Below are 25,184 nucleotides of genomic sequence, written 5' to 3' on the forward strand. Positions count from 1 at the left end.
TCGATCTGAGCCCGAACCCTAACGCGGCTGCCGCCAAGCGCAATGCCGCTACGTCACAGAGCATTGAGGATGCGCCGCACCAGCCCCGGCCCCTCGAACACCAACGCCGAGTAGATCTGCACCATCACCGCCCCTGCATCGAGCCGCGCCCGCGCCTCCTCCGGCGAATCGATTCCGCCGACCGCGATCACCGGCATCGCGCCGTCGGCAATCTCCAGCGCCTGCGCCAGCTTGGCCCGCGCCAGCACCGCCAGCGGCCGCCCCGACAACCCGCCCGCCTCGCGCGCCAGCGGCGAACGCAGGCTATCCGGGCGCGAGATGGTGGTGTTACCGACGATCAGCGCGTCGATGCTCGCATTCGCCGCCGCCGCGACCACCCCCGCCATGCCATCGCGATCCAGATCAGGCGCAACCTTCAAAAACAACGGCACCCGCCGCCCCTCCAGCACGCGCGCCGCGCTCGCCGCGTTCAACAGCTCGTCCAGCGCCGGCCGCGACTGCAGGTCGCGCAGCCCCGGCGTGTTGGGTGAGCTGACGTTGATCGTCACATAGTCCGCATGCGGCGCAACCTTCTCCACGCCGAGTGCATAGTCCGCGACCCGATCATCGCTGTCCTTGTTCGCCCCGACATTGATGCCGAGCACACCCGGCCGCTTCGCCCGCTTGACCCGCTCCAGCGCCGCATCGATCCCGCCATTGTTGAACCCCATCCGGTTCACCACCGCGCGATCCTCGACCAGCCGGAACAGTCGCGGCTTGGGATTGCCCGCCTGCGGTCGCGGGGTCAGCGACCCGATCTCGACGCTGCCAAAGCCCATCCCCATCAGGCCATCAATTGCCTCGCCATCCTTGTCGAGCCCCGCAGCGAGGCCCACCGGATTGGGAAATTCCACGCCACCGATCATCACCGGCCGCACCCGCGGGATCGCGCCACCGGACGACAGCGCCGCCGCCCGGATCGCGAGCCGGTGCGCGCGTTCGGCGTCGAGGGTATAGATCAGCGGCTTGAGCAGGTCGTAGAGCATGCCCCCCCATAAAAGCATGGGTTGACGAAGGCGACCCCCAAGCCCATTTGCCCAATCGGAACGAATCATTCCGATTTGAGAATTGTTCGCAACTGCGAAGGACCCCATGCGGCTTTCCGCTCAAACCGATTATGCAGTGGTGATGCTCTCCGCCGCCGCGCGCCATTGCGGCGTCAGCGGGCGGCTGAACGCGACGCTGCTGGCGGACGAGACCGGGCTGCCGCTCCCCACGGTGCAGAAACTGGTCAGCCGCCTGTCCTCGGCCGGCCTCATCGAAAGCACGCGCGGCACCGGCGGCGGCTTCCGCCTCGCCCGCCCGCCCGCCGCGATCAGCCTCGCCGATATCGTCGAGGCGATCGAGGGCCCGATCGCGCTCACCGGCTGCATCGATGCCACCAAGCAGGATTGCGTGATCGTCGCCACCTGTCGCGTGAAGCCGCACTGGACCAGCGTCAACGCCTCGGTCCGCGACGCACTCGCGGGCATCACCCTCGCCTCACTCTCCTCCCAGTCGGTACCCGGATAATGGCCACGAAGAACGCAGAGGCGATCGCCGCCGCCAACAAGAAGTACGAGTGGGGTTTCTCCTCCGACATCGAACAGGACTTCGCGCCCAAGGGGCTGAGCGAAGACACCGTCCGCTTCATCTCGGCCAAGAAGAACGAGCCGGAATGGATGCTCGACTGGCGCCTGAAAGCCTATCGCCACTGGCTGACGATGACCGCGCCCGACTGGGCGAAGCTCGACATCGACCCAATCGACTATCAGGACGCGTACTATTACGCCGAGCCCAAGGCGAAGCCCAAGCTCGGCAGCCTCGACGAGGTCGATCCCGAAATCCTGCGCGTCTATGAAAAGCTCGGCATCCCGATCGAGGAGCAAAAGGTGCTCGCGGGGGTCGAGGGCGCGCGCAAGGTCGCGGTCGACGCGGTGTTCGACAGCGTCAGCGTCGCCACCACCTTCCGCAAGGAACTCGAAGCTGCCGGCGTCATCTTCCGTTCGATCAGCGAGGCGATCAAGGAATATCCCGACCTGGTGCGCAAGTGGCTGGGGAAGGTCGTGCCGATGCACGACAACTACTTCGCCGCGCTCAACTGCGCGGTCTTCAGCGACGGCACCTTCGTCTACATCCCGGAGGGCGTGCGCTGCCCGATGGAGCTGTCGACCTATTTCCGCATCAATGCCGAGAATACCGGCCAGTTCGAACGCACGCTGATCGTCGCCGACAAGGGTAGCTATGTCAGCTATCTCGAAGGCTGCACCGCACCGATGCGCGACGAAAACCAGCTCCACGCCGCCGTGGTCGAACTGATCGCGCTCGACGATGCCGAGATCAAATACTCGACCGTCCAGAACTGGTATCCGGGCGATGAGAACGGCAAGGGCGGCATCTACAATTTCGTGACCAAGCGCGCGCTGTGTCAGGGCCGCAATAGCAAGGTCAGCTGGACGCAGGTCGAAACCGGCAGCGCGATCACCTGGAAATACCCCAGTTGCGTGCTCAACGGCGAAAACAGCGTCGGCGAATTCTACTCGGTCGCGGTCACCAACAACCGCCAGCAGGCCGATACCGGCACCAAGATGATCCACAATGGCAAGGGATCGCGCTCGACGATCATCTCCAAGGGGATCAGCGCCGGCCGCTCGAACAACACCTATCGCGGTCTCGTCCGCGTCGCACCGGGCGCAGAGGGCGTGCGCAACTTCACCCAGTGCGACAGCCTCTTGCTCGGCTCCGAATGCGGCGCGCACACCGTCCCCTATATCGAGGTGCGCAACCCCAGCGCGCAGATCGAGCATGAGGCGACGACCAGCAAGATTTCCGAGGATCAGCTGTTCTACGCGATGCAGCGCGGGCTGGATCAGGAAGCCGCCGTCGCGCTGATCGTCAACGGCTTCGCCAAGGAGGTGCTCCAGCAGCTCCCGATGGAGTTCGCGGTCGAGGCACAGAAGCTGCTCGGCATCAGCCTTGAGGGGTCGGTGGGGTGATCGCCGCGCTCGCTCTTCTGGCCGTGGTTCCGCAGGATGCGATCGCCGCGCCAGAGCCCGAATATGAAGAGGTGGTCATCACCGCCCGCATCGGCCGCGTCGCGTTGGTGTTCGATCGCGCGGCCGATGGTCGGCTGATCAACTGCCGCGTGTTCAAATCGTCGGGCACGAAGCGGATCGATGATGCCGCGTGCACCGCGCTGCCCGATTGCGTGACTTCGACCGTGGGTCAGGAATATTGCGGCGGCACCGGCACCGGCCTGACGGCGGTCACGCCCAAGCTCCTGCCCACCCCCGAACCCAAGCTCGGCCTTGGCGTTTCGCTCAAGCCTGAACCGCCCAAGACCCCCGCCGTCGGCCCGGTCGTCGCGGGCAAACCAGACGAAGACCCCAACCGCCTCGGCAAACTCCCGCCCCCGCCCAAGGACGAAAGCGGCACCCCCGCGATCACGCTGGGCACGATGAAGCAGGAGGAGCCACGGTGAGCGCCACGCAGTTCCCGTTCTTCCGTCATGCTGAACTTGTTTCAGCATCCACCGCGCCGCAAGCGACGACGTCGCCCGTGGACGCGTGGACCCTGAACCAAGCCCAGGGCGACGCTATCCAGAATTTGCACGCAGGATAACATGCTCCAAATCACCAATCTCCACGCCGAAATCGACGGCAAGCCGATCCTCAAGGGCCTGACCCTCAGCCTCAATGCGGGCGAGGTTCATGCGATCATGGGCCCCAACGGCGCGGGCAAGTCGACACTCGGCTATGTCCTCGGCGGCCGCCCCGGCTACGAGGTGACCGAAGGGAGCGTGACCTTCAACGGCACCGACCTGCTCGAACTCGAACCGCACGAGCGCGCCGCCGCCGGCCTGTTCCTCGGCTTCCAGTACCCGGTCGAAATCCCCGGCGTGTCGAACGTCCAGTTCCTGCGCGAAAGCCTCAACAGCCAGCGCCGCGCCCGCGACGAAGCCCCGCTGTCGGGCGCCGAGTTCCTCAAACTCGCCCGCGCCCAGGCCGCCGCGCTGGAAATGGATGCCGAGATGCTCAAGCGCCCGGTCAATGTCGGCTTTTCCGGTGGCGAGAAGAAGCGCAACGAGATGGTCCAGATGGGCATCCTCGCGCCGCGCCTCGCGATCCTCGACGAAACCGACAGCGGCCTCGACATCGACGCGCTGCGCATCGTCGGCGACGGCATCAACCGCATCATGCGCGCGCCTGACAAGGCGGTGCTGCTGATCACCCATTATCAGCGGCTGCTCGACTATGTGAAGCCGGACTTCGTCCATATCCTCGCCGATGGTCGCATCACCCGCACCGGTGGCGCGGAGCTGGCGCTGGAGCTGGAGCGCGAAGGCTATGTCAACGCCGCAGCCCTGCCAGCATGATGCAGGCGTCCCGCCTATTCTCGGTCGGTATGTCCAGGGTCAACCTGTTCGCATCGGCCGACGATCTGCGGCAGGATTTTCTGCGCACCCGCGCCTTGCCCAGCCGCGATATACTCGAACCTGACCTCCTGGCGCGGATCGACGGAATCCTGGAGCAGGGCGGCTGGAGCCAGGATGGCGTCGACAATCTGCTGTTCCGCAAGGCGGAGGATCCGCCGCGTGCCGGTGGCGTAATCTCGCTGATGTTGTGTCGGCCCGAACTGCTCCGCTGGGTCGAGGCGGTCACCGGGTGCGATCGGCTGGAGCGCGCCAGCGGGCGGGTGATCCAGATCGAACCCAACGCCTCGGCAGGCCTCGACTGGCATAGCGACATGCGCGAACCCGCGCGCCGGATCGGGATCACCATCAATCTTGGCAAGGCCGCCTATGAAGGCGGCAAGTTCGAACTGCGCGTCCGCGACGGGGAGGTGCTTGCCGAACACCGCCATGTCGAACAAGGCTCCGCGCTGCTCTTCGCGGTGGGGCGCGACCTGCAACATCGACTGCTGCCAATCACCGCCGGTGGGCCCCGACAGGTTTATACCGGCTGGTTTTACGGAAAGGATCCGCGATGAGCGCGACGCAACCCGCCGATCACATGCCAACCGGACTGCCGCGATCGAATGGAGATGGTCGATGACGCACGGCCTCATCCTCGACGCCCCGATCGCGGAGGATTGGCGCTGGTTCGACGCCGCGCCGCTGGACGCGCTGGCGGCGACGCCGCGCGCAGCCGCGCCCGATGTCGCGCATCTGTGGATCGACCTGCCCGGCCCGCGCCTGTTGTTCGTCGACGGCGCATTCGTTGCCGACGCGAGCACGCCCGGCCCGGTAGCGGTATCCGCCGCGGCGGCCATGACCCGCGCCAACCCCTATTCGCAGGCTGCGTCCGCCAGCGCCGAGACGGGCTTTGCTCTGCATCTGGATGCGCAGGCCGCACTTGATGGGCCAATTCAGGTGATCCACGCCACCACCGGCGGCGTCGCGCATCTGTCGAACACGATCGTGCTTCAGGCCGACGCCGTCGCCTCGCTGGTCGAAACCCATGTCGGTTCCGGCTGGAGCAACGCCAATCTGTGGGTCGAGCTTGGCGAAGGGGCGCGGCTGATGCGCGCGGTTCGCGTGCTCAAGGACGACGGCGCGCATACCGACTATGCCGATGCGACCATCGGCAAGGCCGGCAGCTTCGTCAGCACCGCTTTGGTCACCGGCTGCCGCACCGCGCGGGTCGAGGCACGGCTGACGCTGACCGGCGAAGGCGCTTTTGGCGAAGCGGGCGGCGCGCTGCTCACCCGTGGCGGCGAGAAGGCAGATTCAGCGACCGTCGCCGATCACGCGGCGCCCGAAGGGACCAGCCGCCAGATCTGGCGCGCGGTCGCCGCCGACACCTCGACCGCCAGCATCGCGTCGCGCGCCGCAGTGCGCCGCGATGCGCAAAAGACCGATGGCGAGCAATCGCTGCGCGGCTTGCTGCTCAAGCGCACCGCGACGGTGAATTTGAAGCCCGAACTCGAAATCTTCGCCGACGACGTGAAGTGCGCGCACGGCGCGACGGTCGGCGAACTCGACGCCAAGGCATTGTTCTACATGCAGTCGCGCGGCATCCCGGAAGCACAGGCCAAGGCGCTGCTCACCCGCGCCTTCGTCGCCGACGCGATCGACCGGATCGGTGACGAAGCGGTGCGCGAGGCGTTCGCAGCGGACGCCGATGCGTGGCTGGAGGCGGCGCTGTGAGCACGCTGACGGCCACCGCCCCGCTCGACGTCCTCGCCGATTTCCCGGCGATCCCCGCGGGCTGGGCCTATCTCGACACCGCCGCGACCTCGCAAAAGCCGCAGGCGGTGATCGACGCGATCACACGCGGCTATGCGCAGGACTATGCCACGGTTCATCGCGGCGTGTACCAGCGTTCGGCCGACATGACGCTCGCCTATGAGGCCGCGCGCCGCCGCGTCGCGACCTTCATCGGTGGGCGCGAAGACGAAGTGGTGTTCATGCGCGGCGCGACCGAGGGGATCAACCTCGTCGCGCAGAGCTGGGCGATCCCCAACCTCAAGCCCGGCGACCGCATCCTGCTCAGCCAGCTCGAGCATCACAGCAATATCGTGCCCTGGCAGATGGCAGCCGAGCGTACCGGCGCGGTCATCGACGTGGTGCCGCTGACCGACGATCACCGCATCGATCTCGACGCAATGGCGGCGATGCTGACCGACCGCCACAAGCTGGTCGCGCTGACCCATGTCTCCAACGTCATGGGCTCGATCCTCGACGTGAAGCGCGCCACCGAACTCGCCCATGGCGTCGGTGCGAAGATCCTGATCGACGGCTGTCAGGCCGTGCCGCGCTTGGCCGTTAACGTCGCCGAACTCGGCTGCGACTTCTACGTTTTCTCCGGCCACAAGCTCTACGGCCCGACCGGGATCGGCGTGCTGTGGGGCCGCCACGACCTGCTCGACGCGATGCCGCCGTGGCAGGGTGGCGGGGCGATGATCGACCGGGTGACGTTCGAGAAGACAACCTACGCCCCCGCACCGGGCCGGTTCGAGGCGGGAACTCCGCACATCATCGGCGTCACCGGCCTCCACGCCGCGATCGATTATGTCGATGCGATCGGCCTCGACCGCATCCACGCGCATGAAAGCGCGCTGGTCCGCCAAGCCCGCGACGCGCTGTCCGGCCTCAACAGCGTCCGACTGCTCGGCCCTGACGACAGTGCCGGAATTGTCAGTTTCGTCGTGGAGGGGGTGCATCCGCACGACGTCGCCACCATCTTGGACGAAGGCAATGTCGCGATCCGCGCCGGGCATCATTGCGCGCAGCCGCTGATGGACAGCCTCGGCCTGCCCGCCACCGCACGGGCCAGCTTCGGCGTCTATAATAGTGCGAGCGACATCGCCGCGCTGGTCAAGGGAATCGAACGAGTGACGAGGATCTTCGGATGAACGAAGAACGCAGGATTGAAGTCGAGGAAGTGGACGCCGTCGCCGCGCCGCCCCGCGCACGCGTGGAAGATGCGCGCGAGACGTTTGAACGCAAGCGCGACTATCTCGACGGCTTCCTTTCACAAAAGCCCACAGATGTCCCCAATGGCGAACCGGGCGGCGCGACCTATGACGCGATCATCGACGCCTTGAAGGACATTTACGACCCCGAAATCCCCGTCAACATCTACGACCTCGGCCTGATCTACAATGTCGAGGTGACCGATGCGGGCCATGCGGTGGTGACGATGACGCTCACCACCCCGCACTGCCCGGTCGCCGAATCGATGCCCGCCGAAGTCGAACTTCGCGTCGGCGCGGTGCCCGGTGTCGGCCATGCCGAGGTCAATCTCGTCTGGGACCCGCCCTGGGACCCGGCCAAGATGAGCGACGAAGCACGGCTTGAGCTGGGGATGTTGTGATGACCGAAGTCAAAACCCGCGCCCGCCCCGCCGCGATCCTGCTGACCCCGGCGTCGGAGGCCCGCATCGCCGACCTGATGTCGCGCGCACCGGAAGAGGCGATCGGCGTCAAGCTGTCGACCCCGCGCCGCGGCTGCTCGGGCCTCGCCTATTCGGTCGACTATGTCACCGCCGCCAACCCGATGGACGAGCGGATCGACACACCCGGCGGCACGCTGTTCGTCGATGGCGGGTCAATCCTCTACCTGATCGGGTCGACGATGGACTGGGTCGAGGACGATTTCACCGCAGGCTTCGTGTTCAACAACCCGAACGCCAAGGGCGCCTGCGGCTGCGGCGAGAGCTTCACTGTCTGACGCCCCCGAAAAGTCGAACACCGCCCGCAACGCAGCACTCGCAGCGACGGTGCTGCTCGCGCCGGGCGGGTTCATCCTCGGCGGCATCCTGATCGCCCGCGCGATGAAGAAGCGGCGGGCGGCAAAGGACGCCAAAGCAGCGGATTAAACCGCGAACAGCTGCCCGATATCCTTGAATGCCTTGAACTCCAGCGCATTGCCAGCCGGGTCGAAGAAGAACATCGTCGCCTGCTCGCCCGGCTGACCGGCAAAGCGGATATGCGGCTCGATCACGAACTCGGTTCCCGCCGCCTTCACCCGATCGGCCAGCACGTGCCATTCATCCCAATCGAGCACGAGCCCGAAATGCGGCACCGGCACCGCATCGCCATCGACCGCATTGCGCAGCCGCACCCCGGCCCCTTCGCCCTTGTGCAGAACCAACTGATGCCCGCGCAAGTCGAAATCGATCCAGTGATCGGGATCCTCGCGCCCCTGCGGACAGCCGAGCAGCTCGCCGTAAAAGGCGCGCCCCGCCTCCAGATCATCGACCGGAATCGCGAGGTGAAAGCGCGGCATCGTCATGGTCACATCCATCCTTCCAGCACCTGATCGGGCGGGCGATGGCCGTCGGCCCAGAAGCGGATATTGGCGATCACCTTCTCACCCGTCGCCTGCCGCCCCTCGAACGTCGCGGAGCCCATATGCGGGGTCATCACGACATTGGGCAAGGCGAGCAGGCGCGGGTCGATCTGCGGCTCGAACCGCCATACGTCGAGCCCGGCGCCGGCCAGCCGACCGCCCTCCAGCGCGTCGATCATCGCCTCTTCATCCACGATCCCGCCGCGCGAGGCGTTGATGAGATAGACATGGCGCCCGAGCAGCCCGATCCGCCGCGCATCGATCAGGTCGCGGCTGGTGTCGTTGAGCGGCGTGTGGATCGTCAGAATGTCGATCTCGCCCAGCATGGTATCAAGGTCGGCGTGGAAGGTCGCACGCAGCTCCGCCTCAACCTGCTCGGGCAGGCGGTGGCGGTTGTGATAGTGGATCGACAAGCCGAACGCCCGCGCCCGACGCGCCACCGCCTGCCCGATCCGGCCCATCCCGACGATGCCGAGCGCCTTGCCGCCGATGCGGTGGCCAAGCATCCCGCCCGGCGACCAGCCCTTCCACTGGCCCGAGCGGACCAGCTTCTCACCCTCCGCCAACCGCCGCGGCACCGCCAGAATCAGCGCCATCGTCATGTCGGCGGTGTCCTCGGTCAGCACGCCGGGCGTGTTGGTCACAACAATGCCCCGCGCCCGCGCCGCGCGCAGGTCGATATGGTTCACGCCCGCGCCGAAATTGGCGATCAGCTTCAGCCGTTCGCCCGCCGCCGCGATCAGTTCGGCGTCGATCGTGTCGGTGACGCTCGGCACCAGCACGTCGCATTCCTGCACCGCCGCGACCAGCGCCGCACGGTCCATGCCCTCTTCGACGGGATTGAGGCCGGTGTCGAACAGCTCGACCATCCGCTGCTCGACCGCATCGGGGAGCTTGCGGGTGACGATCACGCGGGGCCGGGATACGCGCGGCTGTGCCATGCCGGATCGCTTGGCCCCGCCGCGTGCGCCAGTCAACGGTTGATGCGGACGCCCCACCGCCCCTAAGGTGATCGCGACACGTGCTTTCGGGGGAAATAATGCAATTGCGGGTGGTTCTTGCCGCGCTGGTGACGATCGCGCTGGGTATCTGCGCGATCGGTGACGCCTGGGCGCAGCAGCGCAAGCCGCCCTATTTCGCGTCGATCGCTGCGAGCAAGGCGCGGATGCGTACCGGGCCGGGCCGCAATTATCCCTCCAGCTGGCTCTATGTCCGCGCCGACCTGCCGATCAAGGTAATCGAGGTCTATAATGACTGGCGCAAGGTCGAGGACCCGGACGGAACACAGGGCTGGATGCTGGTCTCGCTGCTGTCGAGCACCCGCACCGCGATCGTCGTCGGATCGGTGCTCGAGATGCGCGACGAGCCGCGCTTTGGCGCCCGGGTCAACTGGCGCGCCGCGCCGGGCGTGGTGGGCAAGATCAGCCGCTGCCGTCGCGGCTGGTGCTGGCTCGATGTCCGCGGACGCGGCGGCTATGTCGAACAGAACCGCATCTGGGGCACCGACCCCGGGGAGGAAGTGCCTTAAGCGTCCTCTACCGGGTCCTCCACCCGCCCCTTGAACCCCTGCGCCACCACGAACCATTCGACCGATCCCTTGCGGCTCGACGGCGGCTTGGCGTGCTTCACGCTCGTGAAATTGCGCTTCATTTCGGCGACCAGATTGCTGTCGGCTCCACCCGCGAACACCTTGGAAACGAACACCCCGCCGGGCGCGAGATTGCGGATCGCGAAGTCGAGCGCGGTTTCGACCAGTCCCATCGTGCGCAGCGCATCGGTCTGCGCGTGGCCGACAGTGTTCGCGGCCATGTCCGACATCACCAGGTCCGGTGCGCCGCCCAGAGCCTCGATCAGCCGATCGGGGGCGGCATCGTCGGTGAAATCCATCTGAAAGATCGTGACGCCCTCGATTGGATCGACCGGCAACAGGTCGATGCCCACCACCGCCGCCTTGGGCAGCTTGCGGCGAATCACCTGGGCCCACCCGCCGGGCGCGATGCCGAGATCGACGACGCGCTTGGCGCCTTTGAGCATATCGAACTTCTCATCGAGCTCGATCAGCTTGTAGGCGGCACGGCTGCGATAGCCCTCGGCCTTGGCGCGCTTCACATAGGGGTCGTTGAGCTGGCGTTCGAGCCAGCGCACCGACTGAGTCGTCCGTCCGCGCGCGGTGCGCACGCGCGTATGACCGCGGCTGCCGCCCCGACTCACAGCCTGCGTCCGTCGATCAGACGGCGAAGAATGCCCTCGCGAATGCCGCGGTCGGCAATGCCGAGCCGTTCGGCGGGCCAGATATCCATGATCGTCTCCAATATCGCACAGCCCGCCACGACCAGATCGGCGCGCTCTGACCCGATACACGGGATTGCCGATCGCCCGGCAAGGTCCAGTTCCGCAACCCGCTGGCTTACCGCGCGCATCGATGCGGCCGGCACGATCAGCCCGTCGACCGCATTGCGATCATAGGATGGCAGACCAAGATGCACGCTGGCGAGCGTCGTTACGGTGCCGCTGGTGCCCAGCAGTCGCGGTGTGCCGTTGATCTTCGAAAGCCGCGCGACGAACGGCGCGAACGCCTCCTCCACTGCGCCGCGCATCCGCGCATAGGCCGCAGCGCGCGTCGCGGCGTCGTTATCGCCCACGATACCACGCGCCTCGGTCAGCGATACCACGCCCCATGGCGCGCTGTGCCAGTCGAGGATGCGCGGCGTCTCACCGGTCGAATCGACCACCACCAGCTCGGTCGATCCCCCGCCGATGTCGAACACCAGCGCCGGGCCATCGCCGGGCTCAAGCAATGCGTGGCAGCCGAGCACGGCGAGCCGCGCCTCTTCCTCGGCGGTGATGATGTCGAGCACGATGCCAGTCTCGCGGTAGACGCGCTGGATGAACTCCGGCCCGTTCGCCGCCTGCCGGCACGCCTCAGTCGCGACCGAGCGCGACAGGGCAACGTTGCGGCGGCGCAGCTTGTCGGCACAGATGCGCAGCGCCGCGATCGTCCGCTCAATCGCCGCATCGGACAGCCGCCCGCTCGATGCCAGCCCCTCGCCAAGACGCACGATCCGCGAAAAGGCATCGACCACGGTGAATCCGCCGCCCGTCGGACGGGCGATCAGCAAACGGCAATTATTGGTGCCCAGATCCAGCGCGGCATAATGGCGCGCCTCGGGCCAGCGCGCACGCCCCGTTACCGGGGCCGAATTAGGGGCCGGGCGGGCCGGTTTCTTCGCCGGCGGGCGCGGCATCCTGGCGGAGCCATCCCCCATGCAACTACTCACTTATGTTCTTCCGTCACGGCCGAAATGGGCCGCCGGTGCTTGGTAGCCAAGCTAGCGCAAGGACTTGGGGCAGGCAAGCGGCGCCCTAGCGCTTCTGTGTCGTTACCCTATTGACCCGGAAGCAAAGCCCGCATAGATGCGCGCCTCCGAGCGCGATGCCCTGTCGTCTAATGGTAAGACCACGGACTCTGACTCCGTTAATTGTGGTTCGAATCCACACGGGGCATCCAATTCTCTGATCGTCGCAGACCACGACCGGCGCAGTGCACCGGTCGCGTCGCGTGACCTCAATCGATCAGTTCCAGCGCCACCGCCGTCGCCTCACCCCCGCCGATGCACAGCGATGCGACGCCACGCTTCTGGCCGTTATTCTGCAGCGCGGCGATCAGCGTCGCCATGATCCGTGCGCCACTCGCACCGATCGGGTGGCCCATCGCGCACGCACCGCCATTGATGTTGAGCACGTCGTGCGAAATCGACAGATCGCGCATGGCGATCATCGCGACCACCGCGAACGCCTCATTGACCTCGAACAGGTCGACATCGCCGATCCCCCAACCAGCCTTGGCCAGCGCCTTCTGCATCGCGAAGACGGGCGCGGTGGTGAAGCGTGCGGGCGCATGGGCGTGGCCGGCATGCGCCACCAGCCGCGCGACCGGGGTGAGGCCCAGCCGCTCCGCCACCGACGCGCGAGTCATCACCAATGCCGCCGCGCCGTCTGAGATCGATGATGCGTTCGCCGCGGTCACCGTGCCGTCCTTGGCGAAGGCGGGCTTGAGCGTCGGGATCTTGGCGGGATCGCCCTTGGACGGCTGTTCGTCGATCGCGACGGTGACCACGCCCTTGCGGGTCTTGACCTCGACGGGCACGATCTCGCGATCAAAGCCGCCATTCGCTTGCGCCTTTTGCGCGCGGGTCAGGCTGGCGATGGCGTAATCGTCCTGCGCCTCACGCGTGAACTGATATTCGGTCGCGATCTCCTCGGCATAGGTGCCCATCGCGCGGCCGGGTTCATAGGCGTCCTCGAGCCCGTCGAGGAACATGTGGTCGAACAGCCGGTCATGGCCAATCCGCGCGCCATTGCGGTGCTTGAGCGACAGATACGGCGCATTGGTCATGCTCTCCAGCCCGCCAGCGATGATCAGGTCGGCCGATCCCGCCACCAGCGCGTCCGATGCCATGATCGCGGCCTGCATCCCCGATCCGCACATCTTGTTGACCGTCGTCGCCTCGATATGCTGCGGAAGTCCCGCGCGGATCGCGGCCTGGCGCGCAGGGGCCTGGCCAAGCCCGGCAGGCAGGACGCAGCCCATATAGATACGCTCGATCGCCTCGCCCTTCAGCCCGGCACGCTCGACCGCCGCTCCGACTGCGGTCGCGCCCAGCTCGGTCGCGGTCACATCGGCCAGCGCGCCCTGCATGCTGCCCATCGGCGTGCGGGCATAAGAAACGATGACGACGGGATCGGTGGACATGAAAGCCTCTCCGGGAGTTTGCGTTGCGGGCGGTCTAGGCGGGCGCCCCTCCAAATGCAAAAGGGACCCACGATGGAACTGCTCGACATCCTCAAATGGTTCGCTTCGATCAGCGGCATCATCGCGGCCTTCATGGTCAGCCTCGACAATGGGCGACGGATCACAGGATGGGGCTTTGCGCTGTTTGTCGCGTCCAGCATCGCGTGGATCACCGGCGCGATGATCGACGGCGAAGAGGCGCTGCTGTCGCAGAATGCGGTGCTGTTCGGGATCAATATCTTCGGCGTGTACCGCTATCTGATCCGCAAGAAGGCGGTCGATGCCTGACCTCTATTGGCCAATCCTGCTCGGCATCCTCGGCGCGGTATTCGGCAGCTTCATCGCGACGGTCGCGATCCGCTGGCCGCAGGGGCGCAGCGCGATGCAGGGACGCTCGGCCTGCGACGGGTGCGGCAAGCCGCTGGCAGGGCACGAACTGGTCCCCCTGCTCAGCTTCCTCCTCCAGCGGGGACGGTGCCGTGGTTGCGGCAAGGCCATCCACCTCGCCCACCCCGCCACCGAAGTCGCAGGGCTAGCGATCGGCGTTTCCGCAGGGCTGGTTGCGCCGGGTTGGGAAGGCGTTGCGGGAGCGGTGTTTGGCTGGCTTCTACTGGCACTGGCCGCGCTCGACCTCGCCGCGTTCTGGCTACCCAATGTTCTGACCGCCGCGCTTGCGCTGGCCGGGGTCGTTGATGGCATCTTCTTCGCCCCCGGCTGGATCGACCGCATCCTCGGCGGCGTGATCGGCTTTGGACTGCTCTATCTGGTCGCGTTCACCTATCGCCATGTTCGCAAGCGCGAGGGATTGGGCGGGGGCGATCCCAAGCTGTTCGGGGCGATCGGCCTTTGGCTCGGCGCATCGATGCTCGCGCCCGTGCTGCTGGGTGCGAGCGTCACCGGCCTTGCCGTCGCATTGGCGATGAAGCTGTCGGGGCGCGAAATCGGGATGACGAGTCGGCTTCCACTCGGCACATTGCTCGCCATCGCCGCATTCCCGGCGTGGCTCTATTCGGTTGGAGTGTGACGATGCGCGAGATTCTTGATGCCCAGCGGGCGGCGTTCATGGCGGAGCTGCCGGTCGGGCTGGACGTGCGCAAGGATCGGCTCAAGCGCGCCGCAGCGATGGTGCGCGATAATGCATCGCGCTTCTGCGACGCGCTGAGCGAGGATTTCGGCCATCGCAGCCGCCAGCAATCGATGATCACCGACATCGCATCATCGGTCTCCCCGCTCGACCATGCGCGCAAATCGCTCGACCGCTGGGCGCGGCGCGAGAAGAAGCCGGTGATGTTCCCGCTCGGCCTGCTCGGCGCAAAAGCGTGGGTCGAATATCAGCCCAAGGGCGTGGCCGGGATCATCTCGCCCTGGAATTTCCCGGTGAACCTGGTGATGAGCCCGCTCGCCGGCGTCTTCGCGGCGGGCAATCGCGCGATGGTGAAGACCAGCGAATTCACCCCGGTCACCGCCGCGCTGTTCGAGGAGCTGGCACCGCGTTACTTCGATCCGACCGAGCTGGCGTTCGTCAGCGGCGGGCCGGACGTCGGCAAGGCGTTCGCGTCCCTGCCCTTCGACCATCTGATCTTCACCGGCGCGACTGCGGTCGGTCGCCACATCCTCCATGCCGCAGCGGATAATCTGACCCCGGTGACGCTCGAGCTGGGCGGCAAGTCGCCCGCGATCCTCGGCCGCTCGGCCAATCTTGCTCAGGCAACCGAGCGGGTTGCGATGGGCAAGATGCTGAACGCCGGTCAGATCTGCATCGCACCCGACTATCTGATGGTCGCGGCGGAGCAGGAGGCGGCGGCGGTCGACGGCATCATCGCGGCGGCAACGGCAATGTATCCGACGTTGCTGTCCAACCCCGATTATACCGCGATCGTCAACGACCGGCATTTCGAGCGCCTGACTGCGGCGCTCGACGACGCGCGCGCCAAGGGGGCCGAGGTGATCGCGGTCAATCCGGGCAATGAGGATTTCGGCGCGTCCAACGCGCGCAAGCTGCCGCTGCACATCGTCCGCAATCCGACCGACGACATGGTGGTGATGCAGGAAGAGATTTTCGGGCCGATCCTGCCGGTCCGCAAGTATGACAGCATCGACGGCGCGATTGCGGAGGTAAACCGCCGCGACCGGCCGCTTGCGCTCTATTATTTCGGGACCGACGAAAGCGAGCGGCGGCGGGTGCTCGACCGCACGATTTCAGGCGGGGTCAGCCTCGATGACACGATCTTCCATGTCTCGATGGAGGAGCTGCCCTTTGGCGGCATCGGGCCGTCAGGCATGGGTGCCTATCATGGCGAACCGGGCTTTCGCACCTTCAGCCATGCCAAGAGCGTGTTCAAACAGTCCAAGCTCAATGTCGCCAAGCTCGGCGGGCTTAAGCCGCCTTATGGCAAGAACACCGACACGGCGATCAAGCGGCAGATCGGCTAGAGCCCGGCCAACCATTCGCCAAGCATCGCCCGCCCCGCCGCAGCTGCTGCGGGGCCGAGCCGTTCGTGCTGGTCGCGCAGCTCGGGGATCGTCAGGCCACCCTGCGCTACATAATCGTCCGGCCCGTCGAGCCAGTCTTCGAACTGCGTGTCCTCCCCGATCTCGGGATGGAATTGCAGCGCCAGAAGGTGCGCCCCGCGGCGGAATGCCTGGTTGCGATAGGCCGGGGTCGATGCGAGGAGTTCGGCCCCCTCGGGCAAGTCGAACGTGTCGCCATGCCAATGCAGGATCGGCACGTCGCGGAGGTGGCGGAGCGGCGAGGTGGCACCGGCGTCGTTCAGCGCGACCGGGGCGAAGCCAACTTCCTTGACCGGCCCGGCAAACACTTCCGCCCCCAGCGCCGCTGCGATCAGCTGTGCGCCGAGGCAGACGCCGAGCGTCGGCTTTCCTGCAGCGAGGCGGTCCGCCAGTCGGGCGACCTCGTTCGCGATCCAGGGATGGGCGTCGCGCTCGTACACGCCCATCGGGCCGCCCATCAGCACCAGCAGGTCCGGCGCCGCAAAATCCAGCGCCGCAAAGGCCGGGTCGTCGACATCGACCGTGTCAATCGCATAACCCGCAGCGGTGATCGGCGCCCAAAATCCAGCCAGCCCTTCATAAGGCTTGTGCCGGATCACGAGCGCCCGCACGTCTCAGTCCCCGGTCAGGATGCGGTCGACCAGTTGCTTCACCGTCGGCACGAACCCGTTGGAGTAGAAGGGGTCGCGCTTGAAGTTGTAAGCGGCGTGGCCGGCGAACATCAGATTCTGGTCGGTCGGTCCGCCATGCGCGATGTCCTGCAGCGTCTTCTGAATGCAGAAGCTGCGCGGGTCGGCGAGGCGGCCGGTGGAGCTGGTTTCCGAATCGGCCCAGCTCGAGAAGCTGCACTGGCTGAGGCAGCCCATGCAATCGGCCTGATCCTTGCGGATCACCTGCTTTTCGACCGGATCGACGAAGATCAGCGTATTGTCCGGCGTCTTGAGCGCGTCGGTAAAGCCCAAGCCAACCCATTCGCGGGCGCGCAGCAGATCGTTGCGGGTGACCCAGAAATTCTTGCCCTTCACCCCGGCGTCGAGCTGGAAGGTATGGTCGCCCGCCGCTTCGGTCGAATAAGCGATCTGGCGTTCCGAGCGCGCTTCGAGGCTGCGCAGGAACGGGTTGCGGACGGCGGAGGAATAGAAGCCGGTCGGCGAAAAGCGGTGAAGGAGCACATCACCCTCCTCGATCTCCATCAGCTTCGACTTCCACTCCGGCGGAATGGGCGATTCCTGAGTCAGCAGCGGACGCGTGCCGAACTGGAAGGCGATCGTGCCAAGCTCGGGATTGTCGATCCAGTCCGACCAGTCGCGCAGGTACCAGACGCCACCAGCCATCACGATCGGCACATCGTCCGAAATCCCGCCTTCACGCATCACCGCGCGCAGTTCCTTGACGCGGGGATAGGGGTCCTGCGGCGCGCGCGGGTCTTCGGCGTTCGACAGGCCGTTATGGCCACCGGCGAGCCAGGGATCCTCATACACCACCGCGGCGAGCCATTCCGACGCCTTGGAATAAGCGCGCTTCCACAGGGCGCGGAAGGCACGGCCCGAGGAGACGATCGGCAGATAGCTGACGCCGTAGGACGAGGTAATCTCGGACAGCTTGTAGGGCATGCCCGCGCCGCAGGTGACGCCGGCGACCATGCCGCGGGTCCGCTCCAGCACGCCATGCAGGATGCGCTGGGCGCCGCCCATTTCCCACAGCACGTTGATGTTGATCGCGCCCTTGCCGCCCGAAATCTCGAATGCGCGCTTGACCTGTTCGACCGCGCCCTCGATCGCATAGGCGATCAGCTCTTCATGGCGTTCGCGGCGGGTCAGCGCCTTGTAGATCTGGGGGATGATCTTGCCTTCGGCATCATAGCTGTCGGCGTTGACCGCGCTGACCGTTCCGATGCCGCCCGCTGCGGCCCAGGCACCTGCCGAAGCATGATTGGTCGCCGCGACACCCTTGCCGCCTTCCACCAACGGCCAGACTTCCTGGCCGTTATAGACGATCGGCTTCAAACCCTTGAACAACGACATCCTCCGAGAAATTTCGTTTTTGCCTTAGCTTCGACAGGTCGGTTTAGCGAGCGCTATTAGCCTAGCGCACCGGGGCGCCCGGCGGCCTCAGAATAGAGCGTTGCATAGGATGCGATCATCGCCTGTTCGTCGAATAACGCACGGGCGCGCATCTGGTTCGCCTTGCCGACGGTGCGGCGGGCGTCGGGATGGGCGGCGAGTACTTCGATCCGGTCGCGCAGATGGACTGGGTTCCAATCCTTGCTCACCGTCGACACGTTTTCGGGATCGACCATCTTGGCGACGTCGCCGACCGGGGTCGATGCGATCGGAAGGCCTGCGGCCATCGCCTCCATCACCGCGATCGGCTGTTGCTCGCTCTTCGATGACAGCGCGAAGATGTCGAACAGGCCCATATATTTGTGCGGATCGGGCAGGAAGCCGGCGAGCAGCACCTGTTTTTCCATGCACATGTTCGCAATCGTATCCTCGATCGCCTCCCGGTCCGGGCCTTCGCCGACGATCACCAGCTGCGCCTTGGTCTTCATGCCGCCGACCGCGCGGACCAGCATCTGGATATCCTTGACCGGCCGCAGCCCGGCCAGCGTGCCGACAACGACATGGCCGGGCAGGCGCTTGAACCCCGGAATCGCATTGGGATCGGGCTTGCGGCCATAAGCGGCGACGTCGATGCCGTTGGAGATGCGGTGCAGGCGCGCCTTGGGCTGTTTCCAGATATGGTAGGCGATGCTCTCCAGCGTGTGCGACGGCACGACCAGGCCATGCGCCGCGGTCAGCGCGATGCGGCGGTACATGTTGCGGACGCGGTTGAGGCGGAACGCCTCGTCGGAGTTGAAGCCATCTTCGTGGTGGATCACCGGGGGCATGTTCTTGCCGAACACCCGCCGCGCCATCACCCCGTCGATCGCGCCCCAATTGTAAGTGAGGACGAGGTCGAACCGCGCCATGAACTTCGCAATCGCCTCATAGCGGGCGACCGAGGGCTTGCCGGTCAGCGGCGGCGGGTTCTGCGCGATTTCGTAGCGGATGCCCTTAGCAATCGCGTCGCGGGCACCCAGCGCGCCGTCGACCCCGGAAACGATGACATGCTTCGCCCGGTCGCCAAAGGCGTTCATCAGGCGGACGGCGCGGGCTTCCTTGCCGCCCAGATCGAAGCTGGAGTGGAGGTGCAGGATGTTCAGCATCATCGGTCCCTTGCACTCGTCATTTCCGGGGCGGAGTCAACCGGGCTGTCCGACGAAGCTGAGGTAAATGCGGGGGTTTCGGGCGGAAGCGACTGCGACGCGACCGGGACGCGACGGGTTTTGGACTGGGACGCGACAGGTGGGCGACTGTTGCGCGACGGGCGCGCGACAGTGTCAGGCGGGGTATTCGGGGGGTGAGGGAGTCGGATGGTTTCCACGCCAAGGGTAGATCAGAATAAATCCAACATTGGAAGGGGTTGGGGTGCTCGCCGGGGCCAAGTTCAAGTTGCCGTGAACCGTAGCGTGCGAGCTCAACGGCTGTTAAACCTGCGCTATGTGTAGCGACACGCGTGCAACTCCCTTACTGACGGTCCGATTTGAGGGACACGCCGTCGTCAGTGAGCCCTTCTTGCGCAATATGCACATGACATGCTGGGAGCAGATCGGCCCGATCGACACGGACTCACCGCCTGTCGCGACCTTTATCGCCCCCTATGATGACGAATCATCGGACGTGCTGCGCGATGCGATTCAAAAGATAGAGGGAGCATACGGAGTGAAATGCCTCAGCTGGCTTTCATCGGCGAATATTTCCTCTCCGCGCGAATAGTTTCCAACCGTTCCCGACATCGCACTCTTAGCCCTCTCCCGCAGGCGGGAGAGGGCTAAGAAGAAGAAGTGGGCGCCGGTTGGTTTTAGGCCACCCGCGCTAGCAATCGGTCGATTGCCGCCGCCGCTTCGGGTTCGGTCAAGGTCGGGGTGTGGCCGGTATCGGCAATCGTCACCAGTTCGCTGCCCGCGACCTGCGCGTGCATGCGATCCGCCACCGCTGCGGGGAGGATGTCGGAGGTGCCGCCGCGGACGATCAGCAGGGGTTTGTCCTTCAACCCCTCAAACGCGCGCCACATGTCGGGGCCGGCTTCGTTGCCGGGGACGCGGAAGGGTTCGGCGATCTTCATGTCATAGTCGAGCACGATCCGGCCCGCGCTGGTCAGGCGGTGCGTGCGCTTGGCCATGTCGAGCCATTCGGTGATGCCCCAATTGGGGTACACATGCGCATTCGCCTCCGCCACCGCGCGGGCGGCGTGCATCCAGGTGGGGTGCCAGGTCGATTTGCCGACATAGCCGCGGATGCGCCCGAGGCCTGCCGGGTCGATCTCTGGCCCGACATCGTTGAGCACCGCGCCCGCGATGCGTTCGGGATGGGTCGAGGCCATCAGCATCGTGAGGATGCCGCCCAGCGACGTGCCGACCGCGACGAAACGGTCGAGCTTGAGCTCGCCGACCAAGGCCTCCAGATCCTGGAGATAGGTCAGCGGGGCATAGGTCATCGGATCCTTGGCATAGCCGCTTTCGCCACGCCCGCGCAGGTCGACCGCGATCACGCGCCAGTCGCCGGACAGGCGCTCGGCGAGCTGCTCGTAATCGCGCGCGTTGCGGGTCAGGCCGGGAATGCACAGCAACGGCGGGCGGTCTGCACGGCCCGGATAGTCGCGATAATGCAGCCGCAGCCCGTCGCCGGACCACCAATAGCCATCGGTATAACTGGGCAGGTTGCGCGCGGTCGCCATCGCCCCCCATATCGCCGCATGGTCGATTTCCCGCAAGCGCCCGCGTACACCCCCGATCCGGCGGTGCTGAAACTGGGCGATTCATTCTACGATCCCGTCGATGCCGCCGACTTTCCGCAGACGATCCTGCGCTTCCGCAACGATCGTGCGGCGGCGGAGGTGGGGCTGGACGTGCTCTCCGACGATCAGTGGCTGCGCCACTTCGGGCGGTTCGTGCCGCTGCCCCGGAACCTGCCCCGTCCGCTGGCGATGCGGTACCATGGCCACCAGTTCCGGGTGTATAATCCCGAGCTTGGCGACGGACGCGGGTTTACCTTTGCGCAGATGCGGCGGGCGGCGGACGGCGACCTGATGGAGCTGGGCACCAAGGGTTCGGGCCAGACGCCGTGGAGCCGGTTCGGTGACGGGCGGCTGACGCTGAAGGGTGGCGTGCGCGAGGTGCTGGCAACCGAGATGCTGCAGGCGCTGGGCGTGAACACGTCGCGCAGCTTTTCGCTGATCGAGACTGGCGAGGCGCTGCAGCGCAATGACGAGCCCTCCCCCACCCGCGCCGCCGTGCTGGTGCGGATGAGCCATGGCCAGATCCGCATCGGGACGTTCCAGCGGCTGGCCTATCATGGCGATACCGAGGGGATGCGGCGGCTGGTCGATTGGTGCCTCGCTGAATTGTTCGGGGTGACGCCGTTCGAGGACCCGGTCGCGCAATTCCTGGAGCTGGTGGTCGCGCGCACGGCGGCGCTGGCGGGCGAGTATATGGTCGCGGGGTTCGTGCATGGCGTGCTCAACACCGACAATATCAACGTGACCGGCGAGAGCTTCGACTATGGGCCGTGGCGGTTTGCGGCGAATTTCGACCCCGGCTTTACCGCCGCCTATTTCGACCATGCCGGGCTTTATGCCTTTGGTCGCCAGCCCGATGCGATCCTGTGGAATGTCGCGCAGCTGGCGGTGTCGCTGCGCATCATCAGCGAGGCGCCGCCGCTGATCGAGCGGCTGGAGAAGTTCGAGCATTATTACCGGATGTTCCATGAACTGCCGCTGCGGCGGCGGTTGGGCATCGTCGCGCCGCAGGGGGTGGATGCGGCCGAGCTGGGCTGGACGCTGAACGGGGCGATCGAAGCGGCGTTGATGGCGACCGGGCATGGCATCGACCGGTTCTACTTCGATGCCTATGGCGGCACGCTGCCCGACAGCTATGGCGCGGAGTGGGATGCGGTGCGCGCGGCGCTGTCGCCCTATGCCCCGGTTCCGGAGGGGCGCAGCCACCCCTATTTTGCGGGCGCGCCCTGTTCGATGCTGATCGATGAGGTCGAGGAAATCTGGGCTGCGATCGATCGCGACGATGATTGGGGGCCGTTCCACGCCAAGGTCGCGGCGATCCGCGCGATGGGCGAAGCGCTGGATGCGGGCGAACGTCACGGGTGAGGTGGCATCGCGCATAATAGCTGCTAGAGACTAGGCCATCTTCAGGGCCACACACAGAAAGACCAATGCCCGGAATGGAAATCATTTCGACCGAACCTGCCACCGGCGCCGTGCTGTGGCGGCGTGCAAGCGGCGATGTCGACGGAGAGGTTGCCAAGGCCCGCGCGAGCTGGGCCGAGTGGGCCGCGCGGCCGCTCGCCTACCGGATCGAGGCGCTGCGCCGCTTTGCCAATGTCGTGCGGCAAAAGAGCGATGCGTTCACCGACCTGATCGCGCGCGAGACCGGCAAGCCGTTATGGGAAGCGCGGACCGAGGTCGAGACGGTGATCGCCAAGGTCGATATCTCGATCGCCGCCTTTTCCGAGCGCACCGGACAACGGCGGATCGACGCGGCGATGAACACGCGGCTGGCGCTGCGGCACAAGCCGCATGGCGTGCTGGCGGTGCTGGGGCCGTATAACTTCCCGGCGCATCTGCCCAATGGGCATATCGTCCCGGCGCTGCTCGCGGGCAATGCGGTGGTGTTCAAGCCATCGGAGAAGACCCCGGCGACCGGCGCGTTTCTGGTCGAATGCTTCCATGCGGCAGGCGTGCCGGAGGGGTGCATCCGCCTGCTGATCGGCGGGCCGGACGAAGGCAAGGCGTTGGCCAGCCATGACGGGATCGACGGGCTGTTGTTCACGGGATCGGCGCGCACCGGCATTGCATTGAACCGCGCGTTCGCGTCCAAGCCCGAGAAGATTCTGGCGCTGGAGATGGGCGGCAACAACCCGATCCTCGTTTGGGATACCCCTGACATTTATTCCGCCGCTGTGCTGGTGGTGCAGTCGGCGTTCACCAGCGCGGGGCAGCGCTGCACCGCTGCGCGCCGCCTGATCGTCGACGAGAAATTGTTCGAGCCGCTGGTGGGTGAGGTCAACAAGCTGATCGGGCGGCTGATCATCGGTGAGCCGCATGCCGACCCGGCACCGTTCATGGGGCCGGTGATCGACAATGACACCGCCGATTTGCTGACCGAAAGCTTCCTCGAGCTGACCTTCTTGGGCGGCAAGCCGCTGCGGCATATGGAGCGGCCGATCGAGGGGCGTCCGTTCGTCACGCCGGCGATGATCGACATGACCGATGCGCGCGAAAAGCCCGATGTCGAGCTGTTCGGCCCGATCCTGCAGGTGATCCGGGTCAAGACGTTCGAAGAGGCGATCGCCGAGGCGAACAACACGCGCTACGGCCTGTCGGCGAGCCTGGTGAGCCAGAATCCCCAGCTGTACGACCAGTTCTGGGCAAACATCCGCGCCGGCATCGTCAACTGGAACAAGCCGACTAATGGCGCGAGTTCGTCGGCGCCGTTCGGCGGTATCGGCTGGTCGGGCAACCATCGCCCCAGCGCCTTCTACGCCGCGGATTATTGCGCCTATCCAGTGGTTTCGTCGGAATCGGAACAGGCGCGCGTGTCGATCGGGATCGGGTTGCGCGAGAGCTGACGCCTGTTTTTCCAGCGATGCGACGAAGCGCGGAACCGCCGGGCGATCCGTGGATTAAGCGCGCCGTGAAACCGCTCGTCCTTGCGTCGCCCGCCCCGCCCCGTGCCCAACGCCTTGCCCAGGAAGCCCGCAATTGCCTGACCATCGCGGTCGGGCACGACGATGTCGCGTTCGCGGCGGACCTGATCGACGAGGCGGTGAAGCTGGCCCAGCGCGCGCGCGAATTGTCCAAGGCATAGATTCGCTAGTCCATCCCCAAGCAACCCTCGGTTGTGGCTTGCCCGCCCGGCATCCATCTGGGTGGCATGGTTTCCCTGCTCGATCCCACCGCGCGTGGCCGCGTGATTCTGGTCGGCGCCGGCCCCGGCGATCCGGGCCTGCTGACCGTCCGCGCGGTCGAAGCGCTCAAGTCCGCCGATGTGCTGGTCCATGACGGGCTGGTCGATCCGCGCGTGCTCGATCTGGCTCCGCACGCGCACCGCATCTGCGTCGCCAAGAAGCGCTCCAAGCACACCGTGCCACAGGATGGCATCAACGCCCTGATCATCGCGCATGTGAAGACCGGTGCGATCGTCGTGCGGCTCAAGGGCGGCGACCCGTTCATCTTTGGCCGTGGCGGCGAAGAGGTCGAGGCGGTGCGCGCCGCGGGCCTGCCGGTCGAGGTCATTCCGGGCGTCAGCGCGGCGCTGGGCGGCGCGGCCGAAGCGATGCTGCCGCTGACCCATCGCGACTGGTCGAGCGCGGTCAGCTTTGTTGCGGGCCAGTGCAAGGGATTGAAGGATCAGGACTGGTCGGGTCTGGCGGGCAAGGGCCGCACGCTCGTCATCTATATGGGCGTCGCCACCTGCCCCGACATTGCCGAGAAATTGATGGGCGATGGCGTGGCGCCGGACATGCCGGTCGCGGTGCTCGAGCGCGCGACGCTGCCAGGCAGCCGCGCGATCCGGACATTGCTCGCTGACCTCGGCCCGATGGTCGAGCGTGAGCAGGTGCAAAGCCCGGCGATCATCGTCGTCGGCGAAGTGGTCGCGCTGTCGGATGCGCAGGACAAGCTCGCCAGCTGGGCGAAAGCGGCGGAGGCGCTAGCATGAAATTACTGACCGGAAACGACCTTGCCAGTGGCGATGTCACCTGGTGGACCGGCAGCGGCTGGTCGCGCCATGTCGAGGATGCGGCGGACGTGGCCGATCAGGGCGAGGCGATCGCGCAGGCCGAGGAAGGCGCGCGCCGCGTCAACGGCCCCTATGTCATTGACGCGACCGCGACGCCCGAGGGACCGCGCCCCGCGCATATCAAGGACCGCATCCGCGCGCTCGGGCCGACCGTGCGCCCGGACCTGACGCTCAAACCCGCCGATCCCAATGCCGGCAGCTGGGTGATCTGA

28 protein-coding genes and 1 tRNA gene are annotated in these 25,184 nt (G+C 66.1%); 19 read left to right on the plus strand and 10 right to left on the minus strand.

Annotated elements, in window-relative coordinates; genetic code table 11:
- Positions 1-53: 53 nt before the first annotated feature.
- Positions 54-1,025 (minus strand): quinone-dependent dihydroorotate dehydrogenase, encoded by a 972-nt coding sequence (locus tag K9B35_RS17320; RefSeq protein ID WP_224923253.1) that lies wholly within the window; start codon positions 1,023-1,025, stop codon positions 54-56.
- A gap of 106 nt (positions 1,026-1,131) precedes the next feature.
- Between K9B35_RS17320 and K9B35_RS17325 the strand changes: the two genes are divergently transcribed.
- The 9 genes from K9B35_RS17325 (at position 1,132) to K9B35_RS17365 (ending at position 8,191) form a co-directional block, all read left to right on the plus strand.
- Positions 1,132-1,551, plus strand: coding sequence for an SUF system Fe-S cluster assembly regulator (locus K9B35_RS17325; RefSeq protein ID WP_224923254.1), 420 nt, complete (start codon positions 1,132-1,134; stop codon positions 1,549-1,551).
- Entirely contained in the window at positions 1,551-3,014 is a 1,464-nt protein-coding gene (gene sufB / locus K9B35_RS17330; RefSeq protein WP_224923255.1) for a Fe-S cluster assembly protein SufB, read from the plus strand. The genes K9B35_RS17325 and sufB overlap by 1 nt, the downstream gene beginning before the upstream one ends.
- On the plus strand, positions 3,011-3,499 hold the full coding sequence (locus K9B35_RS17335; protein WP_224923256.1) for an energy transducer TonB: 489 nt from the start codon (positions 3,011-3,013) through the stop codon (positions 3,497-3,499). Before sufB ends, K9B35_RS17335 begins: the two co-directional genes overlap by 4 nt.
- 141 nt (positions 3,500-3,640) lie before the next feature.
- On the plus strand, positions 3,641-4,393 hold the full coding sequence (gene sufC, locus K9B35_RS17340; RefSeq protein ID WP_224923257.1) for a Fe-S cluster assembly ATPase SufC: 753 nt from the start codon (positions 3,641-3,643) through the stop codon (positions 4,391-4,393).
- 29 nt (positions 4,394-4,422) lie between these two features.
- On the plus strand, positions 4,423-5,007 hold the full coding sequence (locus K9B35_RS17345) for a 2OG-Fe(II) oxygenase (protein ID WP_224923258.1): 585 nt from the start codon (positions 4,423-4,425) through the stop codon (positions 5,005-5,007).
- 61 nt (positions 5,008-5,068) lie between these two features.
- Positions 5,069-6,166, plus strand: coding sequence for a SufD family Fe-S cluster assembly protein (locus K9B35_RS17350; protein ID WP_224923259.1), 1,098 nt, complete (start codon positions 5,069-5,071; stop codon positions 6,164-6,166).
- 5 nt (positions 6,167-6,171) lie between these two features.
- A complete protein-coding gene (locus K9B35_RS17355) occupies positions 6,172-7,374 on the plus strand; it encodes a cysteine desulfurase (RefSeq protein WP_224923374.1) in 1,203 nt (400 codons plus the stop codon).
- Positions 7,371-7,835 carry an SUF system Fe-S cluster assembly protein gene (locus K9B35_RS17360; protein WP_224923260.1) on the plus strand — a complete coding sequence of 155 codons (465 nt, stop codon included), beginning with the start codon at positions 7,371-7,373 and terminating at the stop codon, positions 7,833-7,835. The genes K9B35_RS17355 and K9B35_RS17360 overlap by 4 nt, the downstream gene beginning before the upstream one ends.
- Positions 7,835-8,191 carry a HesB/IscA family protein gene (locus K9B35_RS17365; RefSeq protein ID WP_224923261.1) on the plus strand — a complete coding sequence of 119 codons (357 nt, stop codon included), beginning with the start codon at positions 7,835-7,837 and terminating at the stop codon, positions 8,189-8,191. The genes K9B35_RS17360 and K9B35_RS17365 overlap by 1 nt, the downstream gene beginning before the upstream one ends.
- Positions 8,192-8,335: 144 nt before the next feature.
- Here the strand turns inward: K9B35_RS17365 and K9B35_RS17370 are convergent, their stop codons facing one another.
- A complete protein-coding gene (locus K9B35_RS17370; RefSeq protein WP_224923262.1) occupies positions 8,336-8,755 on the minus strand; it encodes a VOC family protein in 420 nt (139 codons plus the stop codon).
- A gap of 2 nt (positions 8,756-8,757) precedes the next feature.
- Positions 8,758-9,753, minus strand: a complete 996-nt coding sequence (locus K9B35_RS17375) for a 2-hydroxyacid dehydrogenase (protein WP_224923263.1) — start codon at positions 9,751-9,753, stop codon at positions 8,758-8,760.
- 98 nt (positions 9,754-9,851) lie between these two features.
- Between K9B35_RS17375 and K9B35_RS17380 the strand changes: the two genes are divergently transcribed.
- A complete protein-coding gene (locus K9B35_RS17380) occupies positions 9,852-10,340 on the plus strand; it encodes an SH3 domain-containing protein (RefSeq protein ID WP_224923264.1) in 489 nt (162 codons plus the stop codon).
- On the opposite strand, the gene K9B35_RS17385 is transcribed toward K9B35_RS17380, so the two are convergent.
- The gene (locus K9B35_RS17385; protein WP_224923265.1) at positions 10,337-11,023 is read right to left on the minus strand and encodes an RlmE family RNA methyltransferase; all 687 of its coding nucleotides are present in this window, start codon (positions 11,021-11,023) and stop codon (positions 10,337-10,339) included. The two genes, K9B35_RS17380 and K9B35_RS17385, sit on opposite strands and share 4 nt — an antisense overlap.
- Entirely contained in the window at positions 11,020-12,078 is a 1,059-nt protein-coding gene (locus tag K9B35_RS17390) for a Ppx/GppA phosphatase family protein (protein ID WP_412103479.1), read from the minus strand. The genes K9B35_RS17385 and K9B35_RS17390 overlap by 4 nt, the downstream gene beginning before the upstream one ends.
- A gap of 168 nt (positions 12,079-12,246) precedes the next feature.
- On the opposite strand from K9B35_RS17390, the gene K9B35_RS17395 reads away from it, so the two are divergent.
- Positions 12,247-12,320 (plus strand) — tRNA-Gln (locus tag K9B35_RS17395).
- A 57-nt stretch (positions 12,321-12,377) separates the two neighbouring features.
- On the opposite strand, the gene K9B35_RS17400 is transcribed toward K9B35_RS17395, so the two are convergent.
- Positions 12,378-13,565: an acetyl-CoA C-acyltransferase gene (locus tag K9B35_RS17400; protein ID WP_224923267.1), complete on the minus strand. Its 1,188-nt coding sequence runs from the start codon at positions 13,563-13,565 to the stop codon at positions 12,378-12,380.
- Between the two features lie 54 nt (positions 13,566-13,619).
- Between K9B35_RS17400 and K9B35_RS17405 the strand changes: the two genes are divergently transcribed.
- Genes K9B35_RS17405 through K9B35_RS17415 form a run of 3 tightly spaced genes read left to right on the plus strand, consistent with a single transcriptional unit; the run spans position 13,620 to position 16,037 of the window.
- Positions 13,620-13,892: a hypothetical protein gene (locus K9B35_RS17405; protein ID WP_224923268.1), complete on the plus strand. Its 273-nt coding sequence runs from the start codon at positions 13,620-13,622 to the stop codon at positions 13,890-13,892.
- Positions 13,885-14,628, plus strand: coding sequence for a prepilin peptidase (locus K9B35_RS17410; protein ID WP_224923269.1), 744 nt, complete (start codon positions 13,885-13,887; stop codon positions 14,626-14,628). The genes K9B35_RS17405 and K9B35_RS17410 overlap by 8 nt, the downstream gene beginning before the upstream one ends.
- Before the next feature lie 2 nt (positions 14,629-14,630).
- Positions 14,631-16,037: a coniferyl aldehyde dehydrogenase gene (locus tag K9B35_RS17415; RefSeq protein ID WP_224923270.1), complete on the plus strand. Its 1,407-nt coding sequence runs from the start codon at positions 14,631-14,633 to the stop codon at positions 16,035-16,037.
- Here the strand turns inward: K9B35_RS17415 and K9B35_RS17420 are convergent.
- The 4 genes from K9B35_RS17420 to K9B35_RS17435 form a co-directional block, all read right to left on the minus strand.
- The gene (locus K9B35_RS17420; protein ID WP_224923271.1) at positions 16,034-16,726 is read right to left on the minus strand and encodes a glutamine amidotransferase; all 693 of its coding nucleotides are present in this window, start codon (positions 16,724-16,726) and stop codon (positions 16,034-16,036) included. The two genes, K9B35_RS17415 and K9B35_RS17420, sit on opposite strands and share 4 nt — an antisense overlap.
- A 3-nt stretch (positions 16,727-16,729) precedes the next feature.
- Entirely contained in the window at positions 16,730-18,133 is a 1,404-nt protein-coding gene (locus tag K9B35_RS17425) for an NAD(P)H-dependent flavin oxidoreductase (RefSeq protein ID WP_224923375.1), read from the minus strand.
- Positions 18,134-18,195: 62 nt separating this feature from the next.
- A complete protein-coding gene (locus K9B35_RS17430; protein ID WP_224923272.1) occupies positions 18,196-19,326 on the minus strand; it encodes a glycosyltransferase in 1,131 nt (376 codons plus the stop codon).
- Positions 19,327-20,018: 692 nt separating this feature from the next.
- The gene (locus tag K9B35_RS17435) at positions 20,019-20,894 is read right to left on the minus strand and encodes an alpha/beta fold hydrolase (protein ID WP_412103480.1); all 876 of its coding nucleotides are present in this window, start codon (positions 20,892-20,894) and stop codon (positions 20,019-20,021) included.
- 18 nt (positions 20,895-20,912) lie between these two features.
- Here K9B35_RS17435 and K9B35_RS17440 point away from each other — a divergent pair, with 18 nt between their 5' ends.
- The 5 genes from K9B35_RS17440 to K9B35_RS17460 all read left to right on the plus strand — a co-directional run bounded on the left by K9B35_RS17440 (position 20,913) and on the right by K9B35_RS17460 (position 25,184).
- Complete coding sequence (locus K9B35_RS17440; RefSeq protein ID WP_224923273.1) at positions 20,913-22,319, plus strand: protein adenylyltransferase SelO family protein; 1,407 nt, start codon at positions 20,913-20,915, stop codon at positions 22,317-22,319.
- A 65-nt stretch (positions 22,320-22,384) separates the two neighbouring features.
- Positions 22,385-23,800: a succinylglutamate-semialdehyde dehydrogenase gene (gene astD, locus K9B35_RS17445; protein WP_224923274.1), complete on the plus strand. Its 1,416-nt coding sequence runs from the start codon at positions 22,385-22,387 to the stop codon at positions 23,798-23,800.
- A 65-nt stretch (positions 23,801-23,865) separates the two neighbouring features.
- Entirely contained in the window at positions 23,866-24,039 is a 174-nt protein-coding gene (locus tag K9B35_RS17450; RefSeq protein WP_224923275.1) for a hypothetical protein, read from the plus strand.
- A gap of 66 nt (positions 24,040-24,105) precedes the next feature.
- Positions 24,106-24,891: a uroporphyrinogen-III C-methyltransferase gene (cobA, locus tag K9B35_RS17455; protein WP_224923276.1), complete on the plus strand. Its 786-nt coding sequence runs from the start codon at positions 24,106-24,108 to the stop codon at positions 24,889-24,891.
- On the plus strand, positions 24,888-25,184 hold the full coding sequence (locus tag K9B35_RS17460; protein WP_224923277.1) for a DUF2849 domain-containing protein: 297 nt from the start codon (positions 24,888-24,890) through the stop codon (positions 25,182-25,184). The genes cobA and K9B35_RS17460 overlap by 4 nt, the downstream gene beginning before the upstream one ends.

This window comes from Sphingomonas sp. R647 (genome assembly GCF_020177055.1).
Taxonomy (GTDB): Bacteria; Pseudomonadota; Alphaproteobacteria; order Sphingomonadales; family Sphingomonadaceae; genus Sphingomonas.

Bases quoted from the DNA above. Each gene is read 5' to 3' on its own strand.
- K9B35_RS17400 (WP_224923267.1), bottom strand. From the start codon at position 13,565: ATGTCCACCGATCCCGTCGTCATCGTTTCTTATGCCCGCACGCCGATG.
- K9B35_RS17405 (WP_224923268.1), top strand. From the start codon at position 13,620: ATGCAAAAGGGACCCACGATGGAACTGCTCGACATCCTCAAATGGTTC.
- K9B35_RS17320 (WP_224923253.1), bottom strand. From the start codon at position 1,025: ATGCTCTACGACCTGCTCAAGCCGCTGATCTATACCCTCGACGCCGAA.
- astD (WP_224923274.1), top strand. From the start codon at position 22,385: ATGCCCGGAATGGAAATCATTTCGACCGAACCTGCCACCGGCGCCGTG.
- K9B35_RS17325 (WP_224923254.1), top strand. From the start codon at position 1,132: ATGCGGCTTTCCGCTCAAACCGATTATGCAGTGGTGATGCTCTCCGCC.
- K9B35_RS17460 (WP_224923277.1), top strand. From the start codon at position 24,888: ATGAAATTACTGACCGGAAACGACCTTGCCAGTGGCGATGTCACCTGG.
- K9B35_RS17360 (WP_224923260.1), top strand. From the start codon at position 7,371: ATGAACGAAGAACGCAGGATTGAAGTCGAGGAAGTGGACGCCGTCGCC.
- K9B35_RS17350 (WP_224923259.1), top strand. From the start codon at position 5,069: ATGACGCACGGCCTCATCCTCGACGCCCCGATCGCGGAGGATTGGCGC.
- K9B35_RS17365 (WP_224923261.1), top strand. From the start codon at position 7,835: ATGACCGAAGTCAAAACCCGCGCCCGCCCCGCCGCGATCCTGCTGACC.
- K9B35_RS17380 (WP_224923264.1), top strand. From the start codon at position 9,852: ATGCAATTGCGGGTGGTTCTTGCCGCGCTGGTGACGATCGCGCTGGGT.
- sufB (WP_224923255.1), top strand. From the start codon at position 1,551: ATGGCCACGAAGAACGCAGAGGCGATCGCCGCCGCCAACAAGAAGTAC.
- cobA (WP_224923276.1), top strand. From the start codon at position 24,106: ATGGTTTCCCTGCTCGATCCCACCGCGCGTGGCCGCGTGATTCTGGTC.
- K9B35_RS17370 (WP_224923262.1), bottom strand. From the start codon at position 8,755: ATGACGATGCCGCGCTTTCACCTCGCGATTCCGGTCGATGATCTGGAG.
- K9B35_RS17435 (WP_412103480.1), bottom strand. From the start codon at position 20,894: ATGGCGACCGCGCGCAACCTGCCCAGTTATACCGATGGCTATTGGTGG.
- K9B35_RS17390 (WP_412103479.1), bottom strand. From the start codon at position 12,078: ATGGGGGATGGCTCCGCCAGGATGCCGCGCCCGCCGGCGAAGAAACCG.
- K9B35_RS17440 (WP_224923273.1), top strand. From the start codon at position 20,913: ATGGTCGATTTCCCGCAAGCGCCCGCGTACACCCCCGATCCGGCGGTG.
- sufC (WP_224923257.1), top strand. From the start codon at position 3,641: ATGCTCCAAATCACCAATCTCCACGCCGAAATCGACGGCAAGCCGATC.
- K9B35_RS17345 (WP_224923258.1), top strand. From the start codon at position 4,423: ATGTCCAGGGTCAACCTGTTCGCATCGGCCGACGATCTGCGGCAGGAT.
- K9B35_RS17410 (WP_224923269.1), top strand. From the start codon at position 13,885: ATGCCTGACCTCTATTGGCCAATCCTGCTCGGCATCCTCGGCGCGGTA.
- K9B35_RS17415 (WP_224923270.1), top strand. From the start codon at position 14,631: ATGCGCGAGATTCTTGATGCCCAGCGGGCGGCGTTCATGGCGGAGCTG.
- K9B35_RS17375 (WP_224923263.1), bottom strand. From the start codon at position 9,753: ATGGCACAGCCGCGCGTATCCCGGCCCCGCGTGATCGTCACCCGCAAG.
- K9B35_RS17430 (WP_224923272.1), bottom strand. From the start codon at position 19,326: ATGATGCTGAACATCCTGCACCTCCACTCCAGCTTCGATCTGGGCGGC.